The organism is Microvirga sp. jy35 (assembly GCF_056148915.1).
Window position 1 is genome coordinate 46,878 of record NZ_JBWBEW010000025.1, and the last position, 22,704, is coordinate 69,581.

Annotated in this window: 19 protein-coding genes and 2 tRNA genes; 9 read left to right on the forward strand and 12 right to left on the reverse strand. The window is 63.8% G+C overall.

The features are described from left to right. Positions 1–24 precede the first annotated feature (24 nt). The 6 genes from AC0QTX_RS17760 to AC0QTX_RS17785 form a co-directional block, all read right to left on the reverse strand. Complete coding sequence (locus AC0QTX_RS17760; protein WP_474605143.1) at positions 25–729, reverse strand: ribonuclease activity regulator RraA; 705 nt, start codon at positions 727–729, stop codon at positions 25–27. A gap of 94 nt (positions 730–823) precedes the next feature. Next, a complete protein-coding gene (locus AC0QTX_RS17765; RefSeq protein ID WP_474605144.1) occupies positions 824–1,477 on the reverse strand; it encodes a glutathione S-transferase family protein in 654 nt (217 codons plus the stop codon). Between the two features lie 142 nt (positions 1,478–1,619). Next, positions 1,620–2,792, reverse strand: coding sequence for an isovaleryl-CoA dehydrogenase (locus tag AC0QTX_RS17770; protein ID WP_474605145.1), 1,173 nt, complete (start codon positions 2,790–2,792; stop codon positions 1,620–1,622). Between the two features lie 213 nt (positions 2,793–3,005). Continuing rightward, a complete protein-coding gene (locus tag AC0QTX_RS17775; protein WP_474605146.1) occupies positions 3,006–3,905 on the reverse strand; it encodes a glycoside hydrolase family 25 protein in 900 nt (299 codons plus the stop codon). Positions 3,906–3,995: 90 nt separating this feature from the next. Next, the gene (mgtE, locus tag AC0QTX_RS17780) at positions 3,996–5,420 is read right to left on the reverse strand and encodes a magnesium transporter (RefSeq protein WP_474605147.1); all 1,425 of its coding nucleotides are present in this window, start codon (positions 5,418–5,420) and stop codon (positions 3,996–3,998) included. Between the two features lie 225 nt (positions 5,421–5,645). Next, positions 5,646–5,730: transfer RNA gene (locus tag AC0QTX_RS17785), tRNA-Leu, on the reverse strand. Between the two features lie 254 nt (positions 5,731–5,984). On the opposite strand from AC0QTX_RS17785, the gene lipB reads away from it, so the two are divergent. The 4 genes from lipB (at position 5,985) to AC0QTX_RS17805 (ending at position 10,339) form a co-directional block, all read left to right on the forward strand. After that, positions 5,985–6,719, forward strand: a complete 735-nt coding sequence (gene lipB, locus AC0QTX_RS17790) for a lipoyl(octanoyl) transferase LipB (protein WP_474605148.1) — start codon at positions 5,985–5,987, stop codon at positions 6,717–6,719. Between the two features lie 89 nt (positions 6,720–6,808). After that, positions 6,809–7,186, forward strand: a complete 378-nt coding sequence (locus tag AC0QTX_RS17795; protein ID WP_474605149.1) for a hypothetical protein — start codon at positions 6,809–6,811, stop codon at positions 7,184–7,186. 225 nt (positions 7,187–7,411) lie between these two features. Beyond that, positions 7,412–9,019: a carboxyl transferase domain-containing protein gene (locus tag AC0QTX_RS17800; protein WP_474605150.1), complete on the forward strand. Its 1,608-nt coding sequence runs from the start codon at positions 7,412–7,414 to the stop codon at positions 9,017–9,019. Positions 9,020–9,499: 480 nt separating this feature from the next. Next, on the forward strand, positions 9,500–10,339 hold the full coding sequence (locus tag AC0QTX_RS17805) for a protein-L-isoaspartate O-methyltransferase family protein (protein ID WP_474605151.1): 840 nt from the start codon (positions 9,500–9,502) through the stop codon (positions 10,337–10,339). Between the two features lie 64 nt (positions 10,340–10,403). On the opposite strand, the gene AC0QTX_RS17810 is transcribed toward AC0QTX_RS17805, so the two are convergent. Continuing rightward, entirely contained in the window at positions 10,404–12,122 is a 1,719-nt protein-coding gene (locus AC0QTX_RS17810) for a calcium-binding protein (RefSeq protein ID WP_474605152.1), read from the reverse strand. A 565-nt stretch (positions 12,123–12,687) separates the two neighbouring features. Between AC0QTX_RS17810 and ilvD the strand changes: the two genes are divergently transcribed. Together ilvD and AC0QTX_RS17820 are read left to right on the forward strand one after the other, a co-directional pair. After that, complete coding sequence (gene ilvD / locus AC0QTX_RS17815; protein WP_474605153.1) at positions 12,688–14,418, forward strand: dihydroxy-acid dehydratase; 1,731 nt, start codon at positions 12,688–12,690, stop codon at positions 14,416–14,418. Beyond that, entirely contained in the window at positions 14,405–15,247 is an 843-nt protein-coding gene (locus AC0QTX_RS17820) for a tetratricopeptide repeat protein (protein WP_474605154.1), read from the forward strand. The genes ilvD and AC0QTX_RS17820 overlap by 14 nt, the downstream gene beginning before the upstream one ends. A 137-nt stretch (positions 15,248–15,384) precedes the next feature. On the opposite strand, the gene xth is transcribed toward AC0QTX_RS17820, so the two are convergent. Next, on the reverse strand, positions 15,385–16,170 hold the full coding sequence (gene xth / locus AC0QTX_RS17825) for an exodeoxyribonuclease III (protein WP_474605155.1): 786 nt from the start codon (positions 16,168–16,170) through the stop codon (positions 15,385–15,387). Positions 16,171–16,349: 179 nt separating this feature from the next. Here xth and AC0QTX_RS17830 point away from each other — a divergent pair, with 179 nt between their 5' ends. Together AC0QTX_RS17830 and AC0QTX_RS17835 are read left to right on the forward strand one after the other, a co-directional pair. Then, on the forward strand, positions 16,350–16,913 hold the full coding sequence (locus AC0QTX_RS17830; RefSeq protein ID WP_474605156.1) for a dihydrofolate reductase family protein: 564 nt from the start codon (positions 16,350–16,352) through the stop codon (positions 16,911–16,913). 46 nt (positions 16,914–16,959) lie between these two features. Continuing rightward, entirely contained in the window at positions 16,960–17,511 is a 552-nt protein-coding gene (locus AC0QTX_RS17835) for a hypothetical protein (RefSeq protein WP_474605157.1), read from the forward strand. On the opposite strand, the gene AC0QTX_RS17840 is transcribed toward AC0QTX_RS17835, so the two are convergent. From AC0QTX_RS17840 to AC0QTX_RS17850, 3 genes are all read right to left on the reverse strand, one after another. Beyond that, a complete protein-coding gene (locus AC0QTX_RS17840; RefSeq protein ID WP_474605158.1) occupies positions 17,508–18,599 on the reverse strand; it encodes an alkene reductase in 1,092 nt (363 codons plus the stop codon). The genes AC0QTX_RS17835 and AC0QTX_RS17840 overlap by 4 nt on opposite strands. Before the next feature lie 151 nt (positions 18,600–18,750). Further along, positions 18,751–19,698 carry an aldo/keto reductase gene (locus tag AC0QTX_RS17845; RefSeq protein WP_474605163.1) on the reverse strand — a complete coding sequence of 316 codons (948 nt, stop codon included), beginning with the start codon at positions 19,696–19,698 and terminating at the stop codon, positions 18,751–18,753. Between the two features lie 405 nt (positions 19,699–20,103). Beyond that, positions 20,104–21,486, reverse strand: coding sequence for a hypothetical protein (locus AC0QTX_RS17850; protein ID WP_474605159.1), 1,383 nt, complete (start codon positions 21,484–21,486; stop codon positions 20,104–20,106). A gap of 529 nt (positions 21,487–22,015) precedes the next feature. Here AC0QTX_RS17850 and AC0QTX_RS17855 point away from each other — a divergent pair. Then, on the forward strand, positions 22,016–22,432 hold the full coding sequence (locus AC0QTX_RS17855) for a hypothetical protein (RefSeq protein ID WP_474605160.1): 417 nt from the start codon (positions 22,016–22,018) through the stop codon (positions 22,430–22,432). A gap of 195 nt (positions 22,433–22,627) precedes the next feature. Here the strand turns inward: AC0QTX_RS17855 and AC0QTX_RS17860 are convergent. Beyond that, a tRNA-Met gene (locus tag AC0QTX_RS17860) sits at positions 22,628–22,704 on the reverse strand.

Below are 22,704 nucleotides of genomic sequence, written 5' to 3' on the forward strand. Positions count from 1 at the left end.
GCTTCGGCGAAGCGCTGCGTAGACTTACGACTTGTTCAACTCGGCCTCGTAGCGGGCCTTGGTCTCGGCATTGGGTGGGTAAAGGCCCGGCAGGGGAACGCCCCGCTCCACCTCGCGCATGACCCACATCTCATAATGCTCCTGCGCCACCGCCGCCTTGGCGACCTCTTCCACCATGGCGGCCGGAATGACCACGACGCCGTCGCGGTCGGCGACGATCACGTCATCCGGGAAGACTGCGACGCCGCCGCAGCCGATGGGCTCCTGCCACCCCACGAAGGTCAGGCCAGCAACGGACGGAGGGGCCGCCACGCCCGCGCACCAGACCGGCAGGTTCGTTCCCTCGACGCCCACTGCATCGCGCACCATGCCATCGGTCACGAGCGCCGCCACGCCGCGCTTCTTCATGCGGGCGGTGAGGATGTCGCCGAAGACGCCCGCATCGGTGACGCCCATGGAGTCGATCACGGCGATGCAGTCCTCCGGCATGTCCTCGATGGCCGCGCGGGTGGAGATCGGGGAGGCCCAGGATTCCGGCGTCGCCAAGTCCTCACGGGCGGGCACGAAGCGGAGCGTAAACGCGCGACCCACCATCTTCTCCGACGCGTTGAAGGCCGGCATCGGCCCCTTCATCCAGCACCGGCGGATGCCCTTCTTGAGCAGCACGGTGGTGAGCGTCGCGGTGGAGGCCGCCCGCAGGGCGTCGGCAATGGCTTTGTCGAGGGTCATGGGTTCTTCCCTGTTATGGATCAGGCTTTCATAGCGGTCGAAAGCCTTGAACGCCACCACAGCGAGGCCTTTTCAGTCGCATTCCTGCCGCGTGTCAGTCGCGGTCCGGGGCACCGAGAGGGAAGAACGGACGGTAGGGTCGAGCCTCGTCCACTGCTCGTGCGAAGGAGGGCCGGGCCAGCAGTTTCAGTCGGTAGTTCCGGGTGTGCGAAAACCTCTCCCCGATCGGGTGAGCCCAGTCGGCATAGAACAAGGCCGGGGCGGCAGCGCAATCGGCAAGGCTGAAGGTAGCGCCAGCGGCCCATTCTCGACCTGCCAGCGTCCTGTCGAGCCAGTCATAAGCCTTGTCGAGCATGGCGCGCGCCTCGGTGACGCCGTACGGATCGCGATCCTGTTCCGGACGTTTCCGGTTAAGGACGATCTTCTGCATCGGCGTTGCGACGTAGCTGTCGAAAAAGCGATCCATCATCCGGACATGGAGAGCTGCCCCAGGATCCGGGGGGATCATCCGCGCCGGTCCCGGATGATGGAGGTCCAAATGCTCGATGATGATGCTGGCTTCCAAAATGGTACGGTCGCTATCCACGAGCACGGGAAACTTCTTGATGGGCCAGAGCGCCTCCAGCGCGGCACCGTTCTTCGAATCGTCGAGCGTCAGGTATTCGAATGGCGTCTCGTTCTCATAGAGCGAGATCAGAACCTTCTGGCAGTACGAGGAGAAAGGGTGAGCGTAGAGCTTCAAGGTCATCGCCGTCTCGCGGGTATGAATCCGTTCCTCACTGTAGACTGTCTTTCAGAGACTGAAAGGCCCGTTGCGTCTGCGGCGGCTCAACACAAGAACGGCCGGGGTTGAGCCCGGCCGTTCCTGTAGAGTCCTGATGCAGTCTCGGTCAGGCGGTCTTCGCGAACAGCTCGCGGCCGATCAGCATGCGGCGGATCTCGCTGGTGCCGGCGCCGATCTCGTAGAGCTTGGCGTCGCGCAGCAGGCGGCCCGTCGGGTAGTCGTTGATGTAACCGTTGCCGCCCAGGAGCTGGATGGCGTCGAGCGCCATCCGGGTGGCGTTCTCGGCGGCATAGAGGATCGCGCCGGCGGCGTCCTCCCGGGTGGTCTCGCCCCGGTCGCACGCTTTAGCGACCGCATAGACATAGGCCTTGGCCGCGTTCATGGTCACGTACATGTCGGCGACTTTGCCCTGCACGAGCTGGAACTCGCCGATGGCCTGTCCGAACTGCTTGCGCTCGTGGATATAGGGCAGCACCACGTCCATGCAGGCCTGCATGATACCGGTGGAGCCGGCCGCCAGTACGGCGCGCTCGTAGTCAAGGCCGGACATGAGCACGTTCACGCCCCGGCCGACCTGGCCCAGCACGTTCTCCTCCGGCACCTCGCAATCCTCGAACACCAGCTCGCAGGTGTCGGAGCCGCGCATGCCGAGCTTGTCGAGTTTCTGGTGTGTGGAGAAGCCCTTGAAGCCTTTCTCGATCAGGAAGGCCGTCATGCCGCGCGGGCCTGCCTCCGGATCGGTCTTGGCGTAGACGACCAGGGTCTCGGCGGTAGGGCCGTTGGTGATCCACATCTTGTTGCCGTTGAGTACGTAGCGGTCGCCGCGCTTCTCGGCGCGGGTGCGCATGGATACCACGTCGGAGCCGGAGCCCGGCTCGGACATGGCGAGCGCGCCCACATGCTCGCCGGAGATCAGCTTCGGCAGATAGCGGCGCTTCTGGTCCTCGTTGCCGTTGCGGCGGATCTGGTTCACGCACAGGTTCGAGTGGGCGCCGTAGGAGAGGCCCACCGACGCGGAGGCGCGGGAGATCTCCTCCATGGCGATCACGTGCTCGAGATAGCCGAGGCCTGCCCCGCCGTAATCCTCTTCCACCGTGATGCCGTGAAGGCCGAGCTCGCCCATCTGGGGCCAGAGGTCGCGCGGGAACTGGTTGGTGCGGTCGATCTCCTCGGCGCGCGGCGCGATCTTGTCCTGCGCGAAGTCGCGCACGGTCTCGCGGATGGCGTCGGCGGTCTCGCCGAGATCGAAATTGAAGCCCTTGGCGGCGTTCGGCAGCATTGATTCCTCCCCGTTCCATTCGTGACCCGGCAGGGTACGCGATGGATCGTTTTTGTCGCGGACCATTTTGGTCAGCAATGCTGCCCTTATCAAGGCCGGGGCGTCAAGAAAAGTGAGGCGGGGACAGGACCCGGCCCGCATTTGGCTTGGAGTGACAAAGAAAAGGCTCCCGCACGATCCGTGGGGAGCCTGAACCTCAATCCGGCTGAGGGTTTATTCGTCGATGCTCGCCGTCTGCACCGCGTCCATGTCGCGGCAGATGCCTGCCTGCCTGAGACGGCTGTGGTCGCGCGGGTCGCAGGCGCTGGCGACGAACATGCGCCATTGATTGTCCGTGCCGTAGAAGGCGTTGCGGTCCACATCGCCCTTCACGCCGGGCACGCGGCCCGTGGTGGTGAACTGCCAGAAGGTCCAGCGGCGGTTGTTGTAGCGCACGTGGGGCTCGGCTGCCGTGCTGCGGATCCAGTAGGGATGGTCGTTGAACTCGCCTTCCAGGATCTCCTTGTGGAAGGTGATGTCGGTGTAGATGATCGGCCGCTTGCCCGTATGGGCCTCCATCTCGCGCAGCATGAGATCGATCATGGCCAGGGCCTGCTCGCGCGGAACCTTCTTCGGGCAGTTCACCGACTGGCCGTTCCACTCCACGTCGAGCACCGGGGGGAGGGCATCCGGATCCGCCGGGACGTTCCGCTTGAACCATGCCGCCTGCTCGTGGGCCGGGCGGCACCAATAGACGAAGTGATAGGCGCCGCGCGGAACGCCTGCGCGCCTGGCAGCCTGCCAGTTCTCGTGAAACTTGCTGTCGATGTGATCGCCGCCCTCGGTCGCCTTGATGAAGGCGAACTTGGTGCCGGCCTGGCGCAGGGACGCCCAGTCCACGTCGCCCTGCCACTTCGAGATGTCGACGCCATGGATCGGCAGCCTGTGAGCCGTGGCGACGCCCTCATGCGGGCGGGCATCGCTCTTGGCCGGGTAGCGGCTCGACGAGGGGGCGATGGCGCAGGAGGCAAGGCCCAGGGCAATCGTGGCAAGCGCGCTGAACCGGGCGATCTGAGCGAACGTCGTCAGGCCAGAGTTCTTGGAACGGCTGGTGGAGCGGCGGCGAGTCTTCATCGGTTCAACTGTATTGGACGCAGGACTGGATCGCACCAGGGATGACGCAAGAGCGTTAACAGGCCCTTACGAGACAGGCGCGAAACAAGCTTACAGGTTAAACCATGCGGTTGCGATGCCTAAAAAGGCGAAGAATCCCACGATATCCGTGATGCTGGTGACGAACGGACCGGACGAGACGGCGGGGTCCACGCCCATCCGGTTGAGGGTGAGGGGCACGAAGATGCCGCCGAGCGCCGCGAAGAACAGAACCGTGATGAGGGCAAGGCCGATCACGAGGCCGAGTTCCGGCGACTCGAACCATAGCCCCGCCAGGACCCCCATGATGAGGGCGAAGGCCATGCCGTTGAGCAGGCCGACTGCCCCCTCGCGGCGTATGATGCGCCAGGCGTTGGAGCGTCCCAGCTCACGGGTGGCTAGCGCCCGCACGGCCACCGTCATGGTCTGCGTGCCCGCATTGCCTCCCATGGAGGCCACGATGGGCATGAGGATGGCAAGCGCAACCATCTGCTGCAGCGAGCCTTCGAAGAGCCGGATGATGCTGGAGGCGATCAGCGCCGTGCACATGTTGGCGAAAAGCCAGGGGAAACGGCTTCTCTGGATGTAGAGGATCGTGTCGGAGAGCTCCTCGTCCGACTTCACGCCGCCGAGCTGCTTGATGTCGGCATCGGCCTCTTCCTCCAGAACGTCCACGATATCGTCGACCAGGATGGTGCCCACGAGCCGGCCTCCCTCGTCGACCACGGCGGCCGAGACGAGATTGTAGCGCTCGAACAGGCGGGCCACCTCCTCCTGGTTCTGGATGGCTTCCACCCGGTCCGGCTCGTCGTTCATGATCTCCTGGATCGTGACCGGACGCTTGGAGCGCAGGAGCTTGTCCAGGGGCACCGATCCGAGCAGATGGCCCGCGGGATCGATGACGAAGATCTCGTAGAAGGTCTCCGGCAGGTCGTCGGTCTCGCGCATGAAGTCGATCGTCTGCCCCACGGTCCAGAACGGCGGCACGGCGATGAACTCTGTCTGCATGCGCCGGCCGGCGCTGTCTTCCGGGTAGTCGAGGGAGCGCTGGAGCGCCACGCGCTCGATGGCGGGAAGCTGGTCGAGGACCTCCGCCTGTTCGTCTTCCGGCAGGCTTTCGAGAATGGTGATGGCGTCGTCGGAATCGAGCTCGCGCACGCCCTCGGCCACAGCAGAGGTTTCGAGCTCCTCGAGGATTTCCTCGCGGACCGCCTCGTCCACCTCGGTCAGCGCGGCAAAATCGAAGGAGGAGCCGAGAAGCTCGATCAGGCGGTGGCGGTGCTCGGGCACCAGCGCTTCCAGGAGGTCGCCCATCTCGGATTCGTGGAAGTCCTCGACGAGGCGCTGCAGGAGATCGGCGTCCGAGGCCTCGATGGCGTCGGCGGCCGCAGCCAGGAATTCCGGGTTGAGCTCGCCTTCCTCGTCCCGGAACACAGGGGTGACCGGATGGGACCCATCGGGGTTCGGAAGCAGCGTCTTGTCTTCGACTTCCTGCATGAGCCGTCCTCGGGAATGGGTTGCCGGCCTTTTAGGAGCCCGCGCCAGCCTGCGCAATGCACCTCAAAGGCTTTCGCGGAAAATGACTTATCGGCCGTTCCAGCCAGGTCGATCCAGGCGCCCTGGCAGGGCTGCGAGCTGCCGTCGATTCTGGGCAGGTACGATCAACAAAAAAGGCCCCGTTGAGGGGGCCTTTTCGTCTTCAGCACAAGTGGTGCTGAAAGTTGGTGCGGTCAAGAGGACTCGAACCTCCACGGGTCTCCCCGCTACCACCTCAAGGTAGTGCGTCTACCAATTCCGCCATGACCGCGAACTCGGTTTCAGGAAAGGTTTTCCTGAAGAGGTGGCCGCTCTAGCAGATCGATTGGGCCGCTGCAACCCCTTCCGTGGAGCTTGCGGCGATTGAACGGCGCGAAGGCTCCCGTTGCCAGCGAAGGGATAGGCGATAAGCCCCTGGAGCGACTATATAAGCACAGTTTCCATGGGAGCGCAGGATCTTGCCCGCGCTCTCTCACGGGCCAGAGCGTCTGCCGTTCTGCATCCCGGAAAGTTTAAGGTGTATCGGTGTCGAACCTGCGAGACAGCTTGGCCGTTCAGCTTCATGCCGAAGGCGGCTCCGAACCGGTGGAATGGGCCATCACGGACAGCCTTGTCGGCTACGAGGAGGCGGTCGCCTTCATGGAGGCCAGGGCCGAGGCGATCGCAGCCGGGCAGTCACGGGAACTGGTCTGGCTGCTGGAGCATCCGCCGCTCTACACGGCCGGCACCTCGTCCAACCCGGCCGATCTCGTGGAACCCGATCGCTTTCCGGTTCATCAGACGGGGCGGGGAGGACAGTACACCTATCATGGCCCGGGCCAGCGGGTGGCCTATGTGATGCTCGATCTCAAGCGGCGGACGCCGGACCTGCGCCGCTACGTGGCTGCTCTTGAAGCCTGGATCATCGCCACTCTCGATGCCTTCAACGTCCGCGGCGAGCGGCGGGAGGATCGGGTCGGGGTCTGGGTGCGCCGGCCCGACAAGAGCGAGACCGCCGAGGACAAGATCGCCGCCATCGGCATCCGGGTGCGCCGCTGGGCGACCTTTCACGGCATCAGCCTGAACGTGGAGCCGGAACTCTCCCATTTCTCAGGCATCGTCCCTTGCGGCGTCACCGAGCACGGGGTCACGAGCCTCGTCGATCTCGGCATCCCCGTCACCCTGCCTGAGGTCGATGCGGCGATGCGTAGAACCTTCGAGGAGATATTCGGGCCGACCATGCGGGTGGAGGCACCGTTGCTTCGGAGCCACGCCGCCTAGGATTTTGACCTTCCATACGGCAAGGCTTCTCCTCAACGCGGCTTCATGCTCTAAGCTGGGGCAAACGGCTGATCATTGGCGGAACTTTCATGCAACGTGCCCTTCTTGCCTCCCTCGTCGCCCTGGCCGCTTCGGCCTGCGCCTACCGGCCTGAGCCGACGGAACTCGTGAAGATCGTCGATTCGCCGGCGGATGTGCGCGCCTGCACGCGGCTTGGCGAGGTAAGCCCGGTCACCCCGACGACGCCGGGAACCCACACGCAGGTCAATGTCGGCTTCGGCGTGACGCTCGGCAGGTCCACCTTCGGCCGCGCCACCGACGACATGCTGCAGGCAGCCGTCGCCCTTGGCGCAACCCATCTCTACCTGCAGCAGGTCTCCCAGGACTGGTCGCTCGTGCGCGGCATCGCCTATCGCTGCGGATCGGGCGTCATCCGGCGGGAAGCGGTCATTCAGGCCAAGGGTTGAGGCCTGAACTTCCCAGATCCCAGTTGCACAGGCTCCCCGGTTCCAAAGCATCGGACCCAAAAGTGGAATGCACTTTTGGGATCTATTCCGATGCTTCTTTTTCTTGGTGAGCGCATCGTGCGGAAAACCGGGGTCACTTTTCCGCACGATGCGCTAGTACTGAGCGGTGCCCTCCGGCTTGAGCCGTGAAGGAGCCAAAGCCTTAGAACCAGGGAGACCGACGCCGTGCCCGTCATCGCCACCTCTGCCGATCTGACCTCGGACGCCGCGCGGGCGAACCGCGCCGCCTGGGCCGAGCTTGCCCTGGATCTCCAGGCCAAGCGGCAGGCTGTGTCGGAGGGCGGCCCGGCCAAGGCCCGGGAACGGCACCTTGCCCGCGGCAAGCTGCTGCCGCGCGAGCGCGTGATGCGCCTGCTCGATCCCGGCGCAGCATTCCTGGAACTCGGAGCGCTTGCCGCCCACGGCATGTACGATGACGCGATCCACGGCGCCGGGATCATCACCGGCATCGGCCGGGTCGAAGGCCGCGATGTGATGATCGTCTGCAATGATTCGACCATCAAGGGCGGCACCTACTACCCGATGACGGTGAAGAAGCACCTGCGCGCCCAGGAAGTGGCGCGGGAGAATCGTCTGCCCTGCATCTATCTGGTGGATTCCGGCGGCGCGAACCTGCCGCACCAGACCGAAGTCTTCCCGGATCGCGAGCATTTCGGCCGCATCTTCTACAACCAGGCGACCCTGTCCTCGCTGGGAATCCCGCAGATCGCCTGCGTCATGGGCTCGTGCACGGCGGGCGGCGCCTATGTGCCGGCCATGTCCGACGAGACGGTCATCGTGCGCCGCCAGGGCACCATCTTCCTCGGCGGACCGCCCCTGGTGAAGGCGGCGACCGGCGAGGTGGTCTCGGCGGAGGATCTCGGCGGCGCCGACGTCCATGCCCGCCAGTCGGGCGTGGCGGATCATTATGCCACCGACGATGTCCATGCGCTCGCCATCGTGCGCCGCATCGTCGGGACGCTCAACACCCGCAAGAGCATCGACATCGACCTCGCCGATCCGGTGGAGCCGAAATACTCCATCGACGATCTCGATGCGATCGTGCCGACCGATCTCAAAAAGCAATACGACATCCGCGAGGTGATCGCCCGCCTCGTGGACGGGTCCGAGTTCGACGAGTTCAAGCGCCTCTACGGCACGACCCTGGTGACCGGCTTCGCCAGGCTATGGGGCATGCCCGTCGGCATCATCGCCAACAACGGCATCCTGTTCTCCGAGAGCGCCCAGAAGGGTGCGCACTTCATCGAGCTGTGCTGCCAGCGGCGCATTCCGCTTCTCTTCCTCCAAAACATCTCCGGCTTCATGGTCGGCCGCCAGTACGAAGCCGGCGGCATCGCCAAGGACGGCGCCAAGCTCGTGACGGCCGTAGCCTGCGCGCAGGTGCCGAAGGTTACCCTGCTCGTCGGCGGCTCCTTCGGGGCCGGCAATTACGGCATGTGCGGCCGCGCCTATTCCCCGCGCTTCCTCTTCACATGGCCGAACTCGCGCATCTCGGTCATGGGCGGCGAGCAGGCGGCGAGCGTCTTGGCCACGGTTCGGCGCGACAACATCGAGGCCGAGGGCAAGTCCTGGAGCCCGGACGAGGAAGAGGCCTTCAAGGCACCGATCCGCGACAGGTACGAGCAGGAGGGTTCGCCCTATTACGCGACGGCCCGCCTGTGGGACGACGGCATCATCCTGCCCTCGGAGACGCGCCGCGTGCTGGCACTGGCTTTTTCAGCCGCTCTGAACGCACCCGTTCCGGAGACGAAGTTCGGCGTGTTCCGGATGTAGGAGGGGAGACTGACCCGGCGGCAGCCTGCTCCGGTTCTGGCTCGGCTCGTTCGCGTTCCCATGGCCGGGACTTTGGATCTCTCTGGCTCCGCGCTTTCGCAGCCTCCTCCTCGACACTGCGATCCTTGTCATCGAGCTCCCGTATCGACCGCTTGAGCGGCGGGAGAGGGCGCTGTTGTCTGCGTGCAGGCTGCAAGGTGCGAAAGCACGGAGAAACCTCAAGACATGACGCTGAAGCAGCATGGGCATGCGTCTGGGTAAGACACCTTTTTTGCCATGTGATCATTTTCTGAGAGCTCTTTGAACAAAGAGGCTGTCGTGGTTGGAACGTCGGGGCCTGCTTACGGGCGTGCCGCAATGCACGGGTCTGGAGGGCAAAAGAGCTAAAGCGTCCAAAACCTGTTGGAAGAACCCCGAGGAAGGCCATCTACATACGCATAAGCGCGAAAGCCTCACCCCAGAAGGCGGAATGGCGGTGTCATGAAAGGCGACATCAACCCCGATGCATTGCGGCAGGCGCGAACCGCCTACGCGGCGCAGATCGTGCGACTTGCAGGGGTCGAGGATCCCAGGATCGAGACAGCCTTCGCGCAGGTTGCCCGCGAGGTCTTCCTGCCGCCGCCGCCCTGGACGACGATCAGCATGGGCATCGCCACGCGAACCCATCAAGCCTCCGACATCTACGACAATGTCCTGGTCGCCATCGACCGCGCACGCGGCATCAACAATGGCGAGCCGGCCCTGCACGCCGCCTGGATCGGCAAGGTCAATCCGACGCCGGGGGAGACCGTGATTCATGTGGGAGCCGGGACGGGCTACTACACGGCCATTCTGGCCTCGCTCGTGGAGCCCAGCGGCAGGGTCGAGGCTTTCGAATACGAGCCGGATCTTGCGGCGCAAGCGCAGCGCAATCTCCGCTCCCGGCCGAATGTCACGGTTCATGCGGCCTCGGCTTTCGGGCGCGTGCTGCCCAATGCGGATGTGGTCTATGTGAATGCGGGCGTCGTTGCGCCCGATGTGGAGTGGCTGCGAGCACTCAACCCCGAGGGTCGGCTGATCTTCCCCTGGCAGCCGCACAAGGACTGGGGGCCGGCGATCCTGGTGCGGCGGCGGGCCGGCGGCTTCAGCGCCCGCTCCCTGATGAATGTGGGCTTCATCTCCTGCAGCGGCGTTGCCGAAAAAGCCTCGGTCAGGAACCTGCCGACCGAGGCCGATCTTGCGGCGGTGGCGTCCGTCTGGATCAGGCGCGAACGGCCGCCGGATGCCAGCGCCGTCGCCGTCTATGACGATGTCTGGTTCTCGTCGCAGGAGGTGGGGTAAAACGCATCATGGCCGGGTGCGGCCCGGCCATGACGATGTCGGCAGCTGATTTCCGGTTCTTCGCTTAGATGACGTAGAAGTCGTTGTGGGTGAGGGCGAGGTTCTTGCTGAGGGTGGCGATCTTCACCTGGGCGGCACCGCCGGTGCCGTCCTTGTCGTAGTACAGCGCCCCCGTCTTCTTGTCGTAGACGATGCGGTCTTGCCCGTCCTGCGCCTTGTCGCTCTTCACGAACATGTCCCACTTGAACTTCTTCGGCCGCGCCGCCGAGCCGGTGCCCAGCTTGGTGAACGCTGCGTTGTCGAGGTGGAACGTGTCGTAGCGCGGGTTGAAGTCGTAGACCCGGTCCACGTTGGTGCTCTTGTTGGGGCGGGTGTCGAACACGAAGATGTCCCGGTCCGAGCCGGTGCCGCCATAGAGCCGGTCATTGCCGGACCCGCCATAGAGCTTGTCGTTGCCCGTGCCGCCATAGACCCGGTCATTGCCGGAGGAGGCCTTCAGCACGTCATGGCCGCCCTCGCCCTTGAGCAGGTTGGCGCCGGCATGTCCGGTGATCTCGTTGGCAGTGCTCGAGCCGGTGAGGTTGGCGGCCGTGCGGGCGGACAGGCTGGCGAGCTTGAGCACCTCTACCTCGGCCGAGGCCGAGAGGCTGTAGGAGGCGGAGGCGATCACCGTATCGATGCCGCCGCCGGCATTCTCCGTCACGAGATCGGCTGCCTGCACCTGATAGGTGTCGGCCCCGAGCCCGCCGCGCAGGTCGGCCGTGCCGTTGCCCATCAGCGTGTCGCCATAGGCGGAGCCGATGATGCCTTCGATCCCAACGAAGCTGTCGCCGGCTCCCCCCGTCAGGCTCGCCGTCACCCCTGTAGTGGCGGAGGCAAAGGAGGCAAAGTCGAAGCCCGCGCCGCCGTCCAGCACGTCCGCTCCGGCGCCGCCATCAAGGGTATCGTTGCCAGCCTCACCCCGCAGCTGGTCGGAGCCGGCTGCGCCGCCGAGCATGTCGCCGAAACCGGTGCCGATATAGTGGTCATTGAAAGACGTACCGCTCAGTGTGATCGCCGAGAATCGTGCATCTACGATCTGGCCGTAGGTATCGCCTTCCGGGTCGCGATCCTCCTCCCACCACGTCACGACGAGGCGCCCGTCGGCGAGCGCGGTCATTCTGAGCAGACTATGCCCTTCGACGCTTGGCGGATCGACCCGAATCTCGTCGCCAATCCGCGCGCCGTCATGATTGAACGTTGTCACGCAGATGACTCCGCCTGCGCCCTGATCCTCGAAGGCTACAGCGAACCCGCCGTCCGGCAAGGCTGCAGCGGAAGGGTAGCCTTGTGTTCCGTTCGTCGTCACATTGACCACGAACGTGCTGCCGACCTTCGTGCCATCGGTCTCAAAAATCTGTGCCTTAACAGCAGACCCTGACCCGTTTCCCTCATCCGCCTTCCAAACTACGACGAAGCGGCCATCCTTGAGGACAGTGACATAGTGAAAGGTTCGAGCACCGTCCGGAACGGTCGAGACGATGAACTCGCTGTTGCCGATGGGCTGCCCGTCGTTTGTGAAAATCCTGCCCCTAAGGTCGTCTGCTCCTCTATCGTTGTAGACGACGACATAGGTGCCGTTGTTCAAGTACATCGCGGCCGGATTGGATTGAGAATCGGCAGACTGGGCATTGACGATGAAAGCAGGTGATCCGGCCGGCCGGCCGTTGGCATCGAATGCCTGAGCACGCACATCCGGGTCCCCGGGCAAGTTCGACTGGTTGTCGTCTGTATAAGTTATCACGAAGCCTCCATCACTCAGGCCGGTGATGGAAGGAACATTTTGGTGGCCAGATGCCGCTGCATGGACCGGGAAGTCCTGTACCCCTTCCGCCCCTTCGCGACTGAAAGGTGTGCCGTTCGCGTTGAAGATGCGAGCCCGGACCTCCTGATCATTCGGATGAACGGCTGCTTTAAAGAGCCTTAGGGAAACAAGATAACCCTCATTATGTGCCTTCATGCCCCTCCGGCATACTCTCCAAACAGAGAGTGCGTTCAAAAGCCGAAAAGGAATTCCCTCCCAAGAATGTTGCGGCCAAGCAACACCCTCAAACCTTCAACATCTTGCCTCCCTTGGCCCAAGCTCCGCCGCGATGCCGCCATAAACCGGGAGCAACTCATGAAGCTGGCTAAAGTGCTTCTAAACCAAGGCTTTACAGCAAAGTATCCTGGGCTGGATCCAGGTTAAGGCTGCTGAAACGATCCTTCCTAAGGGTCATTGCACGGGTGGCGCGGCACATGGCAGATCACAGGGGTTCCAACGGGCTTGGATCTCCTTGTGAGAGCCGGCTTAGGAAAGAGTTGAAGCCATGGATGCGCGCCTGATCGACAAGTCGAAGCTGCCGAGCCGTCACGTGTCGGTGGGGCCGGCTCGCGCGCCGCATCGCTCCTACCTTTACGCCATGGGCCTGACCAAGGAGCAGATCGCGCAGCCGCTCGTGGGCGTCGCCACCTGCTGGAACGAGGCCGCCCCCTGCAACATCTCCCTCATGCGCCAGGCCCAGGCCGTGAAGAAGGGCGTGGCTTCCGCCAGGGGCACGCCGCGGGAGTTCTGCACCATCACGGTGACCGACGGCATCGCCATGGGCCACCAGGGCATGAAGGCGTCGCTCCCGTCCCGCGAGGTGATCGCGGATTCGGTCGAGCTGACCATTCGCGGCCATTCCTATGACGCGCTCGTCGGCATGGCCGGCTGCGACAAGTCCCTTCCCGGCATGATGATGGCGATGGTGCGCCTCAACGTGCCGTCGATCTTCATTTATGGCGGATCGATCCTGCCCGGCTCCTTCCGCGGCCGGCAGGTGACCGTGCAGGATCTCTTCGAGGCGGTCGGCAAGCACTCCGTCGGAGAGATGTCCGACGAGGATCTCACCGAGCTCGAGCAGGTGGCCTGTCCGTCCGCCGGCGCCTGCGGGGCCCAGTTCACCGCCAACACCATGGCGACGGTCTCCGAGGCCATCGGCTTGGCTCTCCCGTATTCGGCCGGCGCTCCGGCGCCGTACGAGATCCGCGACCGGTTCTGCGCTGCGGCCGGCGAGCAGATCATGGACCTGATCGCGAAAAACATCCGCCCGCGCGATATCGTGACTCTCAAATCCCTGGAGAACGCGGCCACCGTGGTGGCGGCCTCCGGCGGCTCAACCAATGCGGCCCTTCACCTGCCGGCCATCGCTCATGAGGCGGGGATCAAGTTCGACCTGTTCGACGTGGCCGAGATCTTCAAGCGCACCCCCTACATCGCAGACCTGAAGCCCGGCGGGCGCTATGTGGCCAAGGACCTGTTCGAGGTCGGCGGCATCCCGCTGCTCATGAAGACGCTGCTCGACCACGGCTTCATGCACGGCGACTGCATGACCGTGACCGGCCGCACCATGGCCGAGAACCTCGCTTCGGTGAAGTGGAACGACGAGCAGGACGTGGTCTATCCGGCCAACACCCCGATCACGCCCACGGGCGGCGTCGTGGGGCTCAAGGGGAACCTCGCTCCTGAGGGCGCCATCGTGAAGGTGGCCGGCATGGCCGCCGACAAGCAGGTGTTTCGCGGCCCGGCCCGGTGCTTCGACGGCGAGGAGGCCTGCTTCGAGGCCGTCTCCAAGCGCCAGTACCAGGAAGGCGAAGTTCTCGTGATCCGCTACGAGGGGCCGCGCGGCGGTCCCGGCATGCGCGAGATGCTCTCCACGACCGCGGCTCTCTACGGGCAGGGCATGGGCGACAAGGTCGCGCTCATCACCGACGGCCGCTTCTCGGGCGCGACCCGCGGCTTCTGCATCGGGCATGTGGGGCCCGAGGCCGCCGTAGGCGGGCCGATCGGGCTTCTCGAGGATGGCGACATCATCGCGATCGATGCCATTCAAGGCACCATCGACGTGGAGCTCTCGGACGGGGAACTGGCCCAGCGCCGGGCCAAATGGGCCCCACGCGAGACGAGCGCCACCTCGGGCTATCTCTGGAAATACGCACAAACCGTTGGTCCCGCACGGGATGGGGCAGTCACCCATCCGGGCGGAGCCGCAGAAAAAGAAACCTATGCGGACGTCTAATTTCATCCTTGCCACATTGGGGGTGGCTTTCCTCGGCGCAGGGGCCTCGTACGCGCTGGATGCCGCACCGCGTCCGCAGCCGCTGACGCCTGCTCTCACGCCGGCGCTTTCGCCCGTCACCAAGTACGGCTCGGCGCGCGATGCCCTGCGCAGCGGCATGCGCAACTACAATGCCGGCGACAAGATCGGCGCCGTCGACGCGCTCGAATATGCGGCGGGCCAGGGCCATTCGCTCGCCCTTTGGAAGCTCGGACGCATGTATGCCGATGGCGACGGCGTCGAGCACGACGACCTGAAAGCCTTCGAGTACTTCTCCAAGCTCGCCGACCAGCACGCCGACGAGAGCCCGGATTCGCCGAATGCTTCCGTTGTCTCCAGCGCCTTCGTGGCGCTCGGCAGCTACTTCCTGGACGGCATCCAGGGCACCTATGTCGCGTCCAATCCGGCCCGTGCCGTCGAGATGTTCAGCTACGCGGCGTCCTATTTCAGCGATTCCAACGCGCAGTACAACCTCGCTCGCCTCTACCTGGAAGGCACTGGCGTCAGGAAGGATGCCCGCCACGCCGCACGCTGGTTCAACCTGGCGGCTGAGAAGGGCCATACGGCCTCCCAGGCGCTCCTGGGCCATCTCCTGATGACAGGGCAGGGCGTTCCGCGCCAGCGCGCCAAGGGACTGATGTGGCTGACGCTGGCCCGCGAGGCCTCGACGGACACCGCCAAGGATCAGTGGATCGTAGACCTGTACAAGGACGCCTTCACGGCAGCCGACGAGAGCGACCGCAAACTCGCGCTCGCTCTGCTGGAGCAGTACATCCAGGCGCGCCGGTAAGGTGTGCTACTGAACATCCCTTATGTGATGGCCGTCCCGGACTTGATCCGGGGCGGCCATCTCAGTTGGAGAAGCGCCATGCTTTTCGGATCGAGATCACCGACACAAGGCCGGTGATGACAAAGAGTTTTTGACGATCACTCCATATCGAGATCAACGAGTACCGGCACGTGGTCGGAGGGCTTGTCCCAGCCGCGCACTTCCCTGCGGATCGAGGTCGTCCTCAGCTTGTCCTGCGCCTGGGGCGAGAGCAGGAGGTGGTCGATGCGGATGCCGTTGTTCCGCTGGAACGCGCCGGCCTGATAATCCCAGAACGAGTAAAGTCCGGGCTGGTCGCTGCAGGCGCGCACCGCGTCGGACAGACCAAGGTTGACGAGTTCCCGGAATTTCGCCCGGCTCTCCGGCTGGAACAGAGCATCCTTCGTCCAGGCCGCCGGATCGTAGGCATCCGCGGGCTCCGGGATCACGTTGTAATCGCCGCAGAGGACGAGCGGCTCCTCGAGCGCCAGCAGCTTGCGGGCATGGGCGCGCAGGCGGTCCATCCAGGCGAGCTTGTAGTCGAACTTCGGTGTGCCGATGGGATTGCCGTTCGGCAGGTAGATCGAGGCGACCCGCACGGCCCCCGTGGATGTCGACACGATGCCTTCCAGGTAGCGGGCCTGCTCGTCGCTTTCATCCCCGGGCAGGCCGCGGCGCACATCCTCGAGCGGGCGCTTGGACAGGATGGCGACGCCGTTATAGGCTTTCTGGCCATGGGTCTCCACGTTGTAGCCCAGAGCCTCGACCTCAGCTCGGGGAAAGGCCTCGTCCACGCATTTCAGTTCCTGCAGGCAGACGATGTCCGGGTCGGCGCTCTTCACGAAGGTGGCGAGGTGGTCCAGCCGCTGCTTGATGGAGTTCACATTCCACGTGGCAATCCGCATCCCGGCACTCCCGCTTTCCTGTCTCCAGTGTTTCATGGGATCTTCAACCTTGGCTGGCAAGCTGGAACTTCGCGATCATCCCCAATGTTGCACCGCATGCCGAATTCTGGCTCAGGTCCATCGACAGCTCGGTCCGCTCGTCCCTGCCCATCGGCACGCATCCCGCAAAAGGTCCATCCATGAGCCAGGTTGAAATCCACGGCTACGCCATCGTGTCGGACAACGATTGCATTGCCGATGCATCGGGCCGCACGCCCGAGGTGCTGCGCAACGAGGCGGACTGGGCTTACTTTCAGGCGGAGCTCCATGCATCTGCCGTGACCGTGCTCGGCCGGCTCGGCCACGAGGCCAACGCGAATCCCAAAAGACGCCTGCGGATGATTCTGTCCTCGTCCTCCACCGGCCTCGAGCGGCGGGCCGACGGATGGTGGTGGGATCCCGGCAAGCTCCCATGGGAGCAGGCGATCCGCACCGTCCTGCCGAAGGGCGGCCGTGTGGCAGTGCCCGGCGGTCGCCAAGTCTTCGATCTCTTTCTCAAGATCGGATACGACGCGTTCCACCTCACGCGTGCGGAAGGCTCCCATGTGCCGGATGGCGTTGCGGTCTTTACCGGGTGCCGGACCGGCAGGAGCGCCGAGGCCATCCTGTCGGACCATGGAATGGCGTCGGGGGAGCCCCAGATCCTGGACCCGTCAGGAAATATCAGTCTGACGATTTGGCGGAGATCTGCCGGAAACCGATGACTCCGCCTGGAGTTGATGTTCGACAGCACCTCGAAAGGAGGCGCCTATGCGTCATCTCTCCATTTCGACTGCCCTGATCGCAGGCTGCCTGATCACAGGAGCCGCATGGGCGCAAGGAGCCTCTGGAGGCTCCAGCAGCGGCGGAAGCGCTGGCGGTTCGTCTTCCAGTGCGTCTCCCTCGACCGGCTCATCCTCATCGGGAGTGGCCGGGCAGCCAGGCAGCTCGACCCTGCGCCCTCCGGGGCAGGTTGCTCCCGGCAATGCCGGCCAGGCTGGCAGTACGGACGTCAGAGGGACTCCTGACACCCAGACCGGCAGCAGAACGAACCAGGGCAGCGCAGTGGGGAATGCGACCACTGGCAGCCCCGGCACGCCTCCCGGCAGCGAAGGGAGCACGGGCGGAGCCGCCACCAGCGCCAACCGTTCCTCAACCGACCCGGACACCACCGGAGGTGTTGGAGGGGTCAATCGTCTGCAACCGGGCGAACGCTCGGCGGTCGGCCCGACCAATCGGGAAGAGGAACTGTTCCGCCAAGGCGAGGAACTGGAGCAGAAAGCCCGGGAGGGCATCTGCTCCACCTGCGGGGCTCAGCCTTAGGCTGCTTCGTTCAGAGCGGGATAGTCGATGTAGCCCTCCGTGCCGCCGCCGTAGAACGTGGCGCGGTTCGGCTCGTTGAGGGGCGCATTAAGGCGGAAGCGCTCGACGAGATCGGGATTGGCGATGAAGAGCCGTCCGAACGCCACGAGATCCGCCCGTCCGCTGGAGACCGCTTCGGACGCCATGTCGCGGTTGTAGCCGTTGTTGGCGATATAGGCGCCGCGGAACGAGCGACGCAGGCCCGTGTAGTCGACATCGACCGCATTACGGTCGCCCTGCGTGGCGCCCTCGATCATATGGATGTAGGCGAGCCCAAGCTTGTCGAGTCGCTCGACCACGTGGCCGAACAGGGCACGAGGGTTGGAATCCTCCGCATCATTGACCCTTGCCGGTGAGAGGCGGATGCCGACGCGTCCCTTGTCCCAGACCTTCAGCACAGCCTCGGCCGCCTCGATCGTGAGGCGGGCGCGGTTCTCGATGGATCCGCCATAGGCGTCTGTCCGGTGGTTCGAGCTGTCCTTCATGAACTGGTCGAGCAGGTAGCCGTTCGCCGCGTGGATCTCGACACCGTCGAAGCCGGCCTCCTTGGCGTTGCGGGCGGCATTCTCGTAGTCACGCAAGACACCGGGGATTTCGGAGAGTTCGAGGGCACGAGGCTCGGAAACGTCGACGAATCCATTCTCCAGAAAGGTTTTGGTTTGAGCCCTTAGCGCCGAGGGCGCCACCGGCGCAGTGCCGTCAGGCAGCAGCGAGGTGTGGGACACGCGCCCCACATGCCATAGCTGAATGAAGATCCGCCCACCGGCCTGATGAACAGCGTCGGTAACCTTGCGCCAATGCGCGACCTGCTCAGGGCTGTAGATGCCCGGCGTGCGCAGATAACCCTGCCCCTGATGCGAGATCTGCGACCCCTCCGAGATCAGGAGGCCTGCGCTTGCACGCTGGGTATAGTAGGTGGCGGTGATGTCACGCGCGACATCACCCTCAGATGCCCGGTTGCGGGTGAGGGGAGCCATTACCAGCCGGTTCGGCAGTGTCAGGCTGCCCAGCGTGAAAGGCTGGAACAATGCATGGGCGTCGGCGCTCATTGAAAACCTCGTTTTATCCTGTGAAATTCGGTGAAGCACAGGTTGTTACGAGATAATAGGCCACCCGTCTGTTGCAACGGAAGGCTGCCATGCAATAAGCGCGGGTCTGGGGAAGAGCATCGCGTCAGCGGACGCTCTTCTTCCTTATGTGCTAGGAACTGGCAGTGTCGAGCTGGGCGACGTCGTCAGAATCGAGGCTCAGCCTCGTTGCTTTTGCGATGTCCTGCAATTGCTCTACACTTGTGGCACTGGCAATGGGAGCCGTAAGCCCCGGACGAGCCATGAGCCAGGCCAAGGCGACCTGGGCCGGCGTAACATCCTTGCGGGCGGCGAGATTGTCCAGGGCCGAAAGGATGCGCTTGCCCCTCTCATTGAGATAGGCCGCCATGCGCCCGCCGCGCACGCTCTTTCCGAAGTCGGCCTCCGACCGGTACTTGCCCGTCAGGAAACCGCTTGCCAGGCCGTAATAGGGAATGACGCCGATCTCTTCCTTTCGGCAGAGCGGCTCCAGTTCGGCCTCGTATTCTGCGCGGTCATAAAGATTGTACTTCGGCTGCAGGCTCTCGTAGCGCGGAAGGCCGTGCTCGGCGCTGATCGCCAGCGCCTCCTGCAAGCGGGCTGAGGTAAAATTGGAGGCGCCGATGGCCCGCACCTTACCCTCACGGATCAGATCCGCATAAGCCTCAAGCGTCTCCTGCTGCGGCGTATCGGTGTCGTCGCGATGAGACTGATAGAGATCGATGACATCGGTCTGGAGCCGCCGAAGGGAAGCCTCTACGGCAGAGCGAATATAGCCCTTCGACAGTCCCTTCCGGTCGGACGCCATCTCGGAACCGACCTTGGTGGCGATGACGATGCGGTCACGGTTGCCCCGCGCCTTCATCCACTTGCCGATGATGGCCTCCGACTCGCCGCCCGAGTTGCCGGGCGCCCAGGTGGAATAGACATCCGCCGTATCGATGAAGTTGAGGCCTGCATCCACATAGGCATCGAGAAGTTTGAAGGATGTCGCCTCGTCGGCCGTCCATCCGAAAACATTGCCCCCGAGACAAAGGGGCGAAACCATCAGGTCCGAGCGGCCGAGTCTGCGTTTTTCCATCATGAACTCCTTGCCGCCTCGTATCTGGACCAAGCAGCGGCAAACTCAAGTTGAGGGCCAACTCATAGCAGTCATCGGGAGTCATGAAACGGGAAAGCCTTGCGGCTATTCTCGGGAGAGATCGCAAGGCCTATGAGGCGCCGTGGTGAAAGCTTCTATGCTCTCATCCTTGCCGTGTGTCAGATGACGTAAAAATCCCTGGAGGTGAGAGCCAGACCCGAATCGACCATTGCGAAGAGAACTGGAGACTTCGCTCCGGTGCCATCCTGGTCATAATACAGATAGCCTGTGCTCTTGTCGTAGATGATCCTGTCGTTGGCGTCGTGCGCCCCCGCACGCCAGGCGCGGCGGACAAGAGAACATGCTGGTAAGGAGCGACGGCGGTAGGATGTAGGAAGACCGCTGCTAGGCCGCGGCACTCAACGTAATGCCGCGGGCCTCCGCGAAAGCCATCAGGTCAGACTCGCTGGAGACGCGGTGGCGCTGGTCGATCGTCCAGCCACTCTCGTCCCGCACGACGATGTAGCCCCGGGCCTGCAACCGGGAGACAACGGCCTGGATGCCGCCCGATTCGGTTCGGGTAACCCCCCGTTCGGCGATAAAACGCTCGATGGCAGCCTGTGCGGCCTGAGCGAGATCTACGGCTTCGGCCCGGTTTGCTGGCTTCGCCTTGGCCTTTGCCTGCGCCAGAGCGCGCGCAGGATCGCGACGAGCAGATTTCCAGCCGCCGCGGCCGGACACATGAGTTGCAGCCTGATCCGCCTCGACCGGACGCTCCGCAGGGGTCTCCAAGACGATGATCTTCGAAACCGGAGGCGCTGCCGGCTGCGGGGCCGGCCGGGGAGCAGCGTCTCGTGACATGCCCTGCACGGCGGACAGGTTCACCTTCTTCTCGACAGGTTTCGGCTTTCCGACCGGCGCGGAGGGAGCGATCTTGGCCCTCTCAGGTGGCTGCCCGGCACTGGTCTTCAGGTGACGGGACTGGCGTGCCGCCATTTCAGTCTGCCTTTTGGCTTCGGCCTCGATCTTCCTGGCCCCAGCTTCCTGACGCTTGCTGTTCGCAGCAGTCCTCTCCGCCTCTGCAAGCGCCTGCTTCGTCGCGAGGCGACGAACCTCCGCCTCGGCCACGCGCTTGACCCGGACGACCAGCCGCTGGTCGATGCGCCCCTTCTCGGCGATAGCCGCGCGAGCCGCCTTGATCATCCCGGCTTCCGTCTCGGCGATCGAGTTCTTCAGGCGATCTGCCATAGCGGTCTCGAGGGACTTGATTGCGCACTCCAGAGCCGCCTTGGGATCGCTCGTCCTAGGTACCACAGGAGCAGCAGCGACGTGTCGAGCCAGCGTTGCAGACTTCTCTGGATCCGGCTGACGCGAAGGTTTGGAGCGGGCGACAGGCTTGCTGGGCAATGATCGCGCTGATGATGTTTCGGCGGTCCTTGGACGGGCCATCCCTGCAGCTGTTATCTTGGCCAGTTTTGAGAGATCTCGAACGCCGATTAGGCCGAGATCTTGCATCTTCCAGCGGATCTGAGTCACGGTCCGGTTCAGTTCGGCGGCGATCCGCTTGTCCGTCATCGGTGGGTCGGCGCAGACGAGCTCGCGCAGGCGCGCAACGCTGGCTTCATCCCAGGACTGATGAGGCTGAACGAGCGTGCCGATCAACCGGGCTCTCGCATAGGTGGCCGGAACAGGTCTTCCGAGTTTCGCGGCCGTGACGGGCACCGGAACCTTCAGCTCCCGGTCACGACGCAGGATGTCGAGCTCTTCTTCAGTCCAGACCCTGTTCATTGCAGGGCTTCTCCTTGTCTCAGCAAGCGGGAGCCCGGCGAGCCTGCATTGCGGAGGAAAAGCCAATGCGGAAGGAAGTTCGCCGGATCGGGCCGGCGACGGATCAGGTCAAACCGGCATCAAGGTGGAAGGCACCTTAGGAAGGGTGCCGGTTGCGAAGGAGCTGATCGCCTGAACGCCTCGTATCGAACGTGCGTCAGGTCTCAGCTCCTGATCATGCATGAGGCAGCGCCTCCTCGCGAAGCGTCTGCTCCGCAAGACCAGCGTTTTCGATCGCTTGAGGTTGTTCTGCTGCCGCATGCTGGAGGGTTCAAATCACAGATGAGGGGTTGATGTAGTCGGCTTCCATTCAAATCACAATGCTTGAAATGACGTCAGAAAAACTTCTCGGAACGATCCCTGGAAGATGACCGTAACACCAGGAAAACCAGCATTTCATCGCGGCCGTAAGGAATGCTTAACCATAAATGCGCATTGTGAATCCCGTGAAATCCAAAGGATCTCACATAAGGCCTACAGGGGAAGGCTCATGACCGACAGCGCTTTAGCACAAACAATCCGGGAAAGAATCGAAGCGGTCAAAAAGGTCGTCAACCTTCTTGCCCAGGCGGGCAGGGGAGATGATCTACACGACCTGCGCGTGCTCCTCATCAACACCATGAGCCTGCTCAAGCGGGATCCGGGTACAGAAGCTGCCGTCGATGATCTCTATGCGGCTGCTGCGGTGCTTGTGAAAGATGCCTTGTCCGGTATCGCACCATCGGCAAGATCGCTTCGCATCCTTCTGTCCGCGTCCGACCGTTTCTACACGCGCCTTGCTGCGGCGGCGGAGCGGATCGAGCCGGAACCGGAGCAGCGTTTCAAAGGACTTGAGGCTGCCTACGCTGTCCAGCTGGAGCGATTTTCTTTATCGTCTGATTTGGCTCCGGTCGGGCAGGTCGCCTAGCCGTCCTGGCGGCCTTGAGGCTGCCTCATCGCCCGTTCGCCTGTGGATCAGCCAAGCCTTCTGATCAGACCAAGCCTTCCCTGCGGCAGGGAGGGCTATTTGGTGCTGGTTCTGGTCAGCCTGGAGCATATATTGGGCATCGGATACGACGAAGCCCTCGCTGGTGTGACCAGTCGAGGGCTTGTGTTGTGTGTTTGGTTGCGGGGACAGGATTTGAACCTGTGACCTTCAGGTTATGAGCCTGACGAGCTACCGGGCTGCTCCACCCCGCG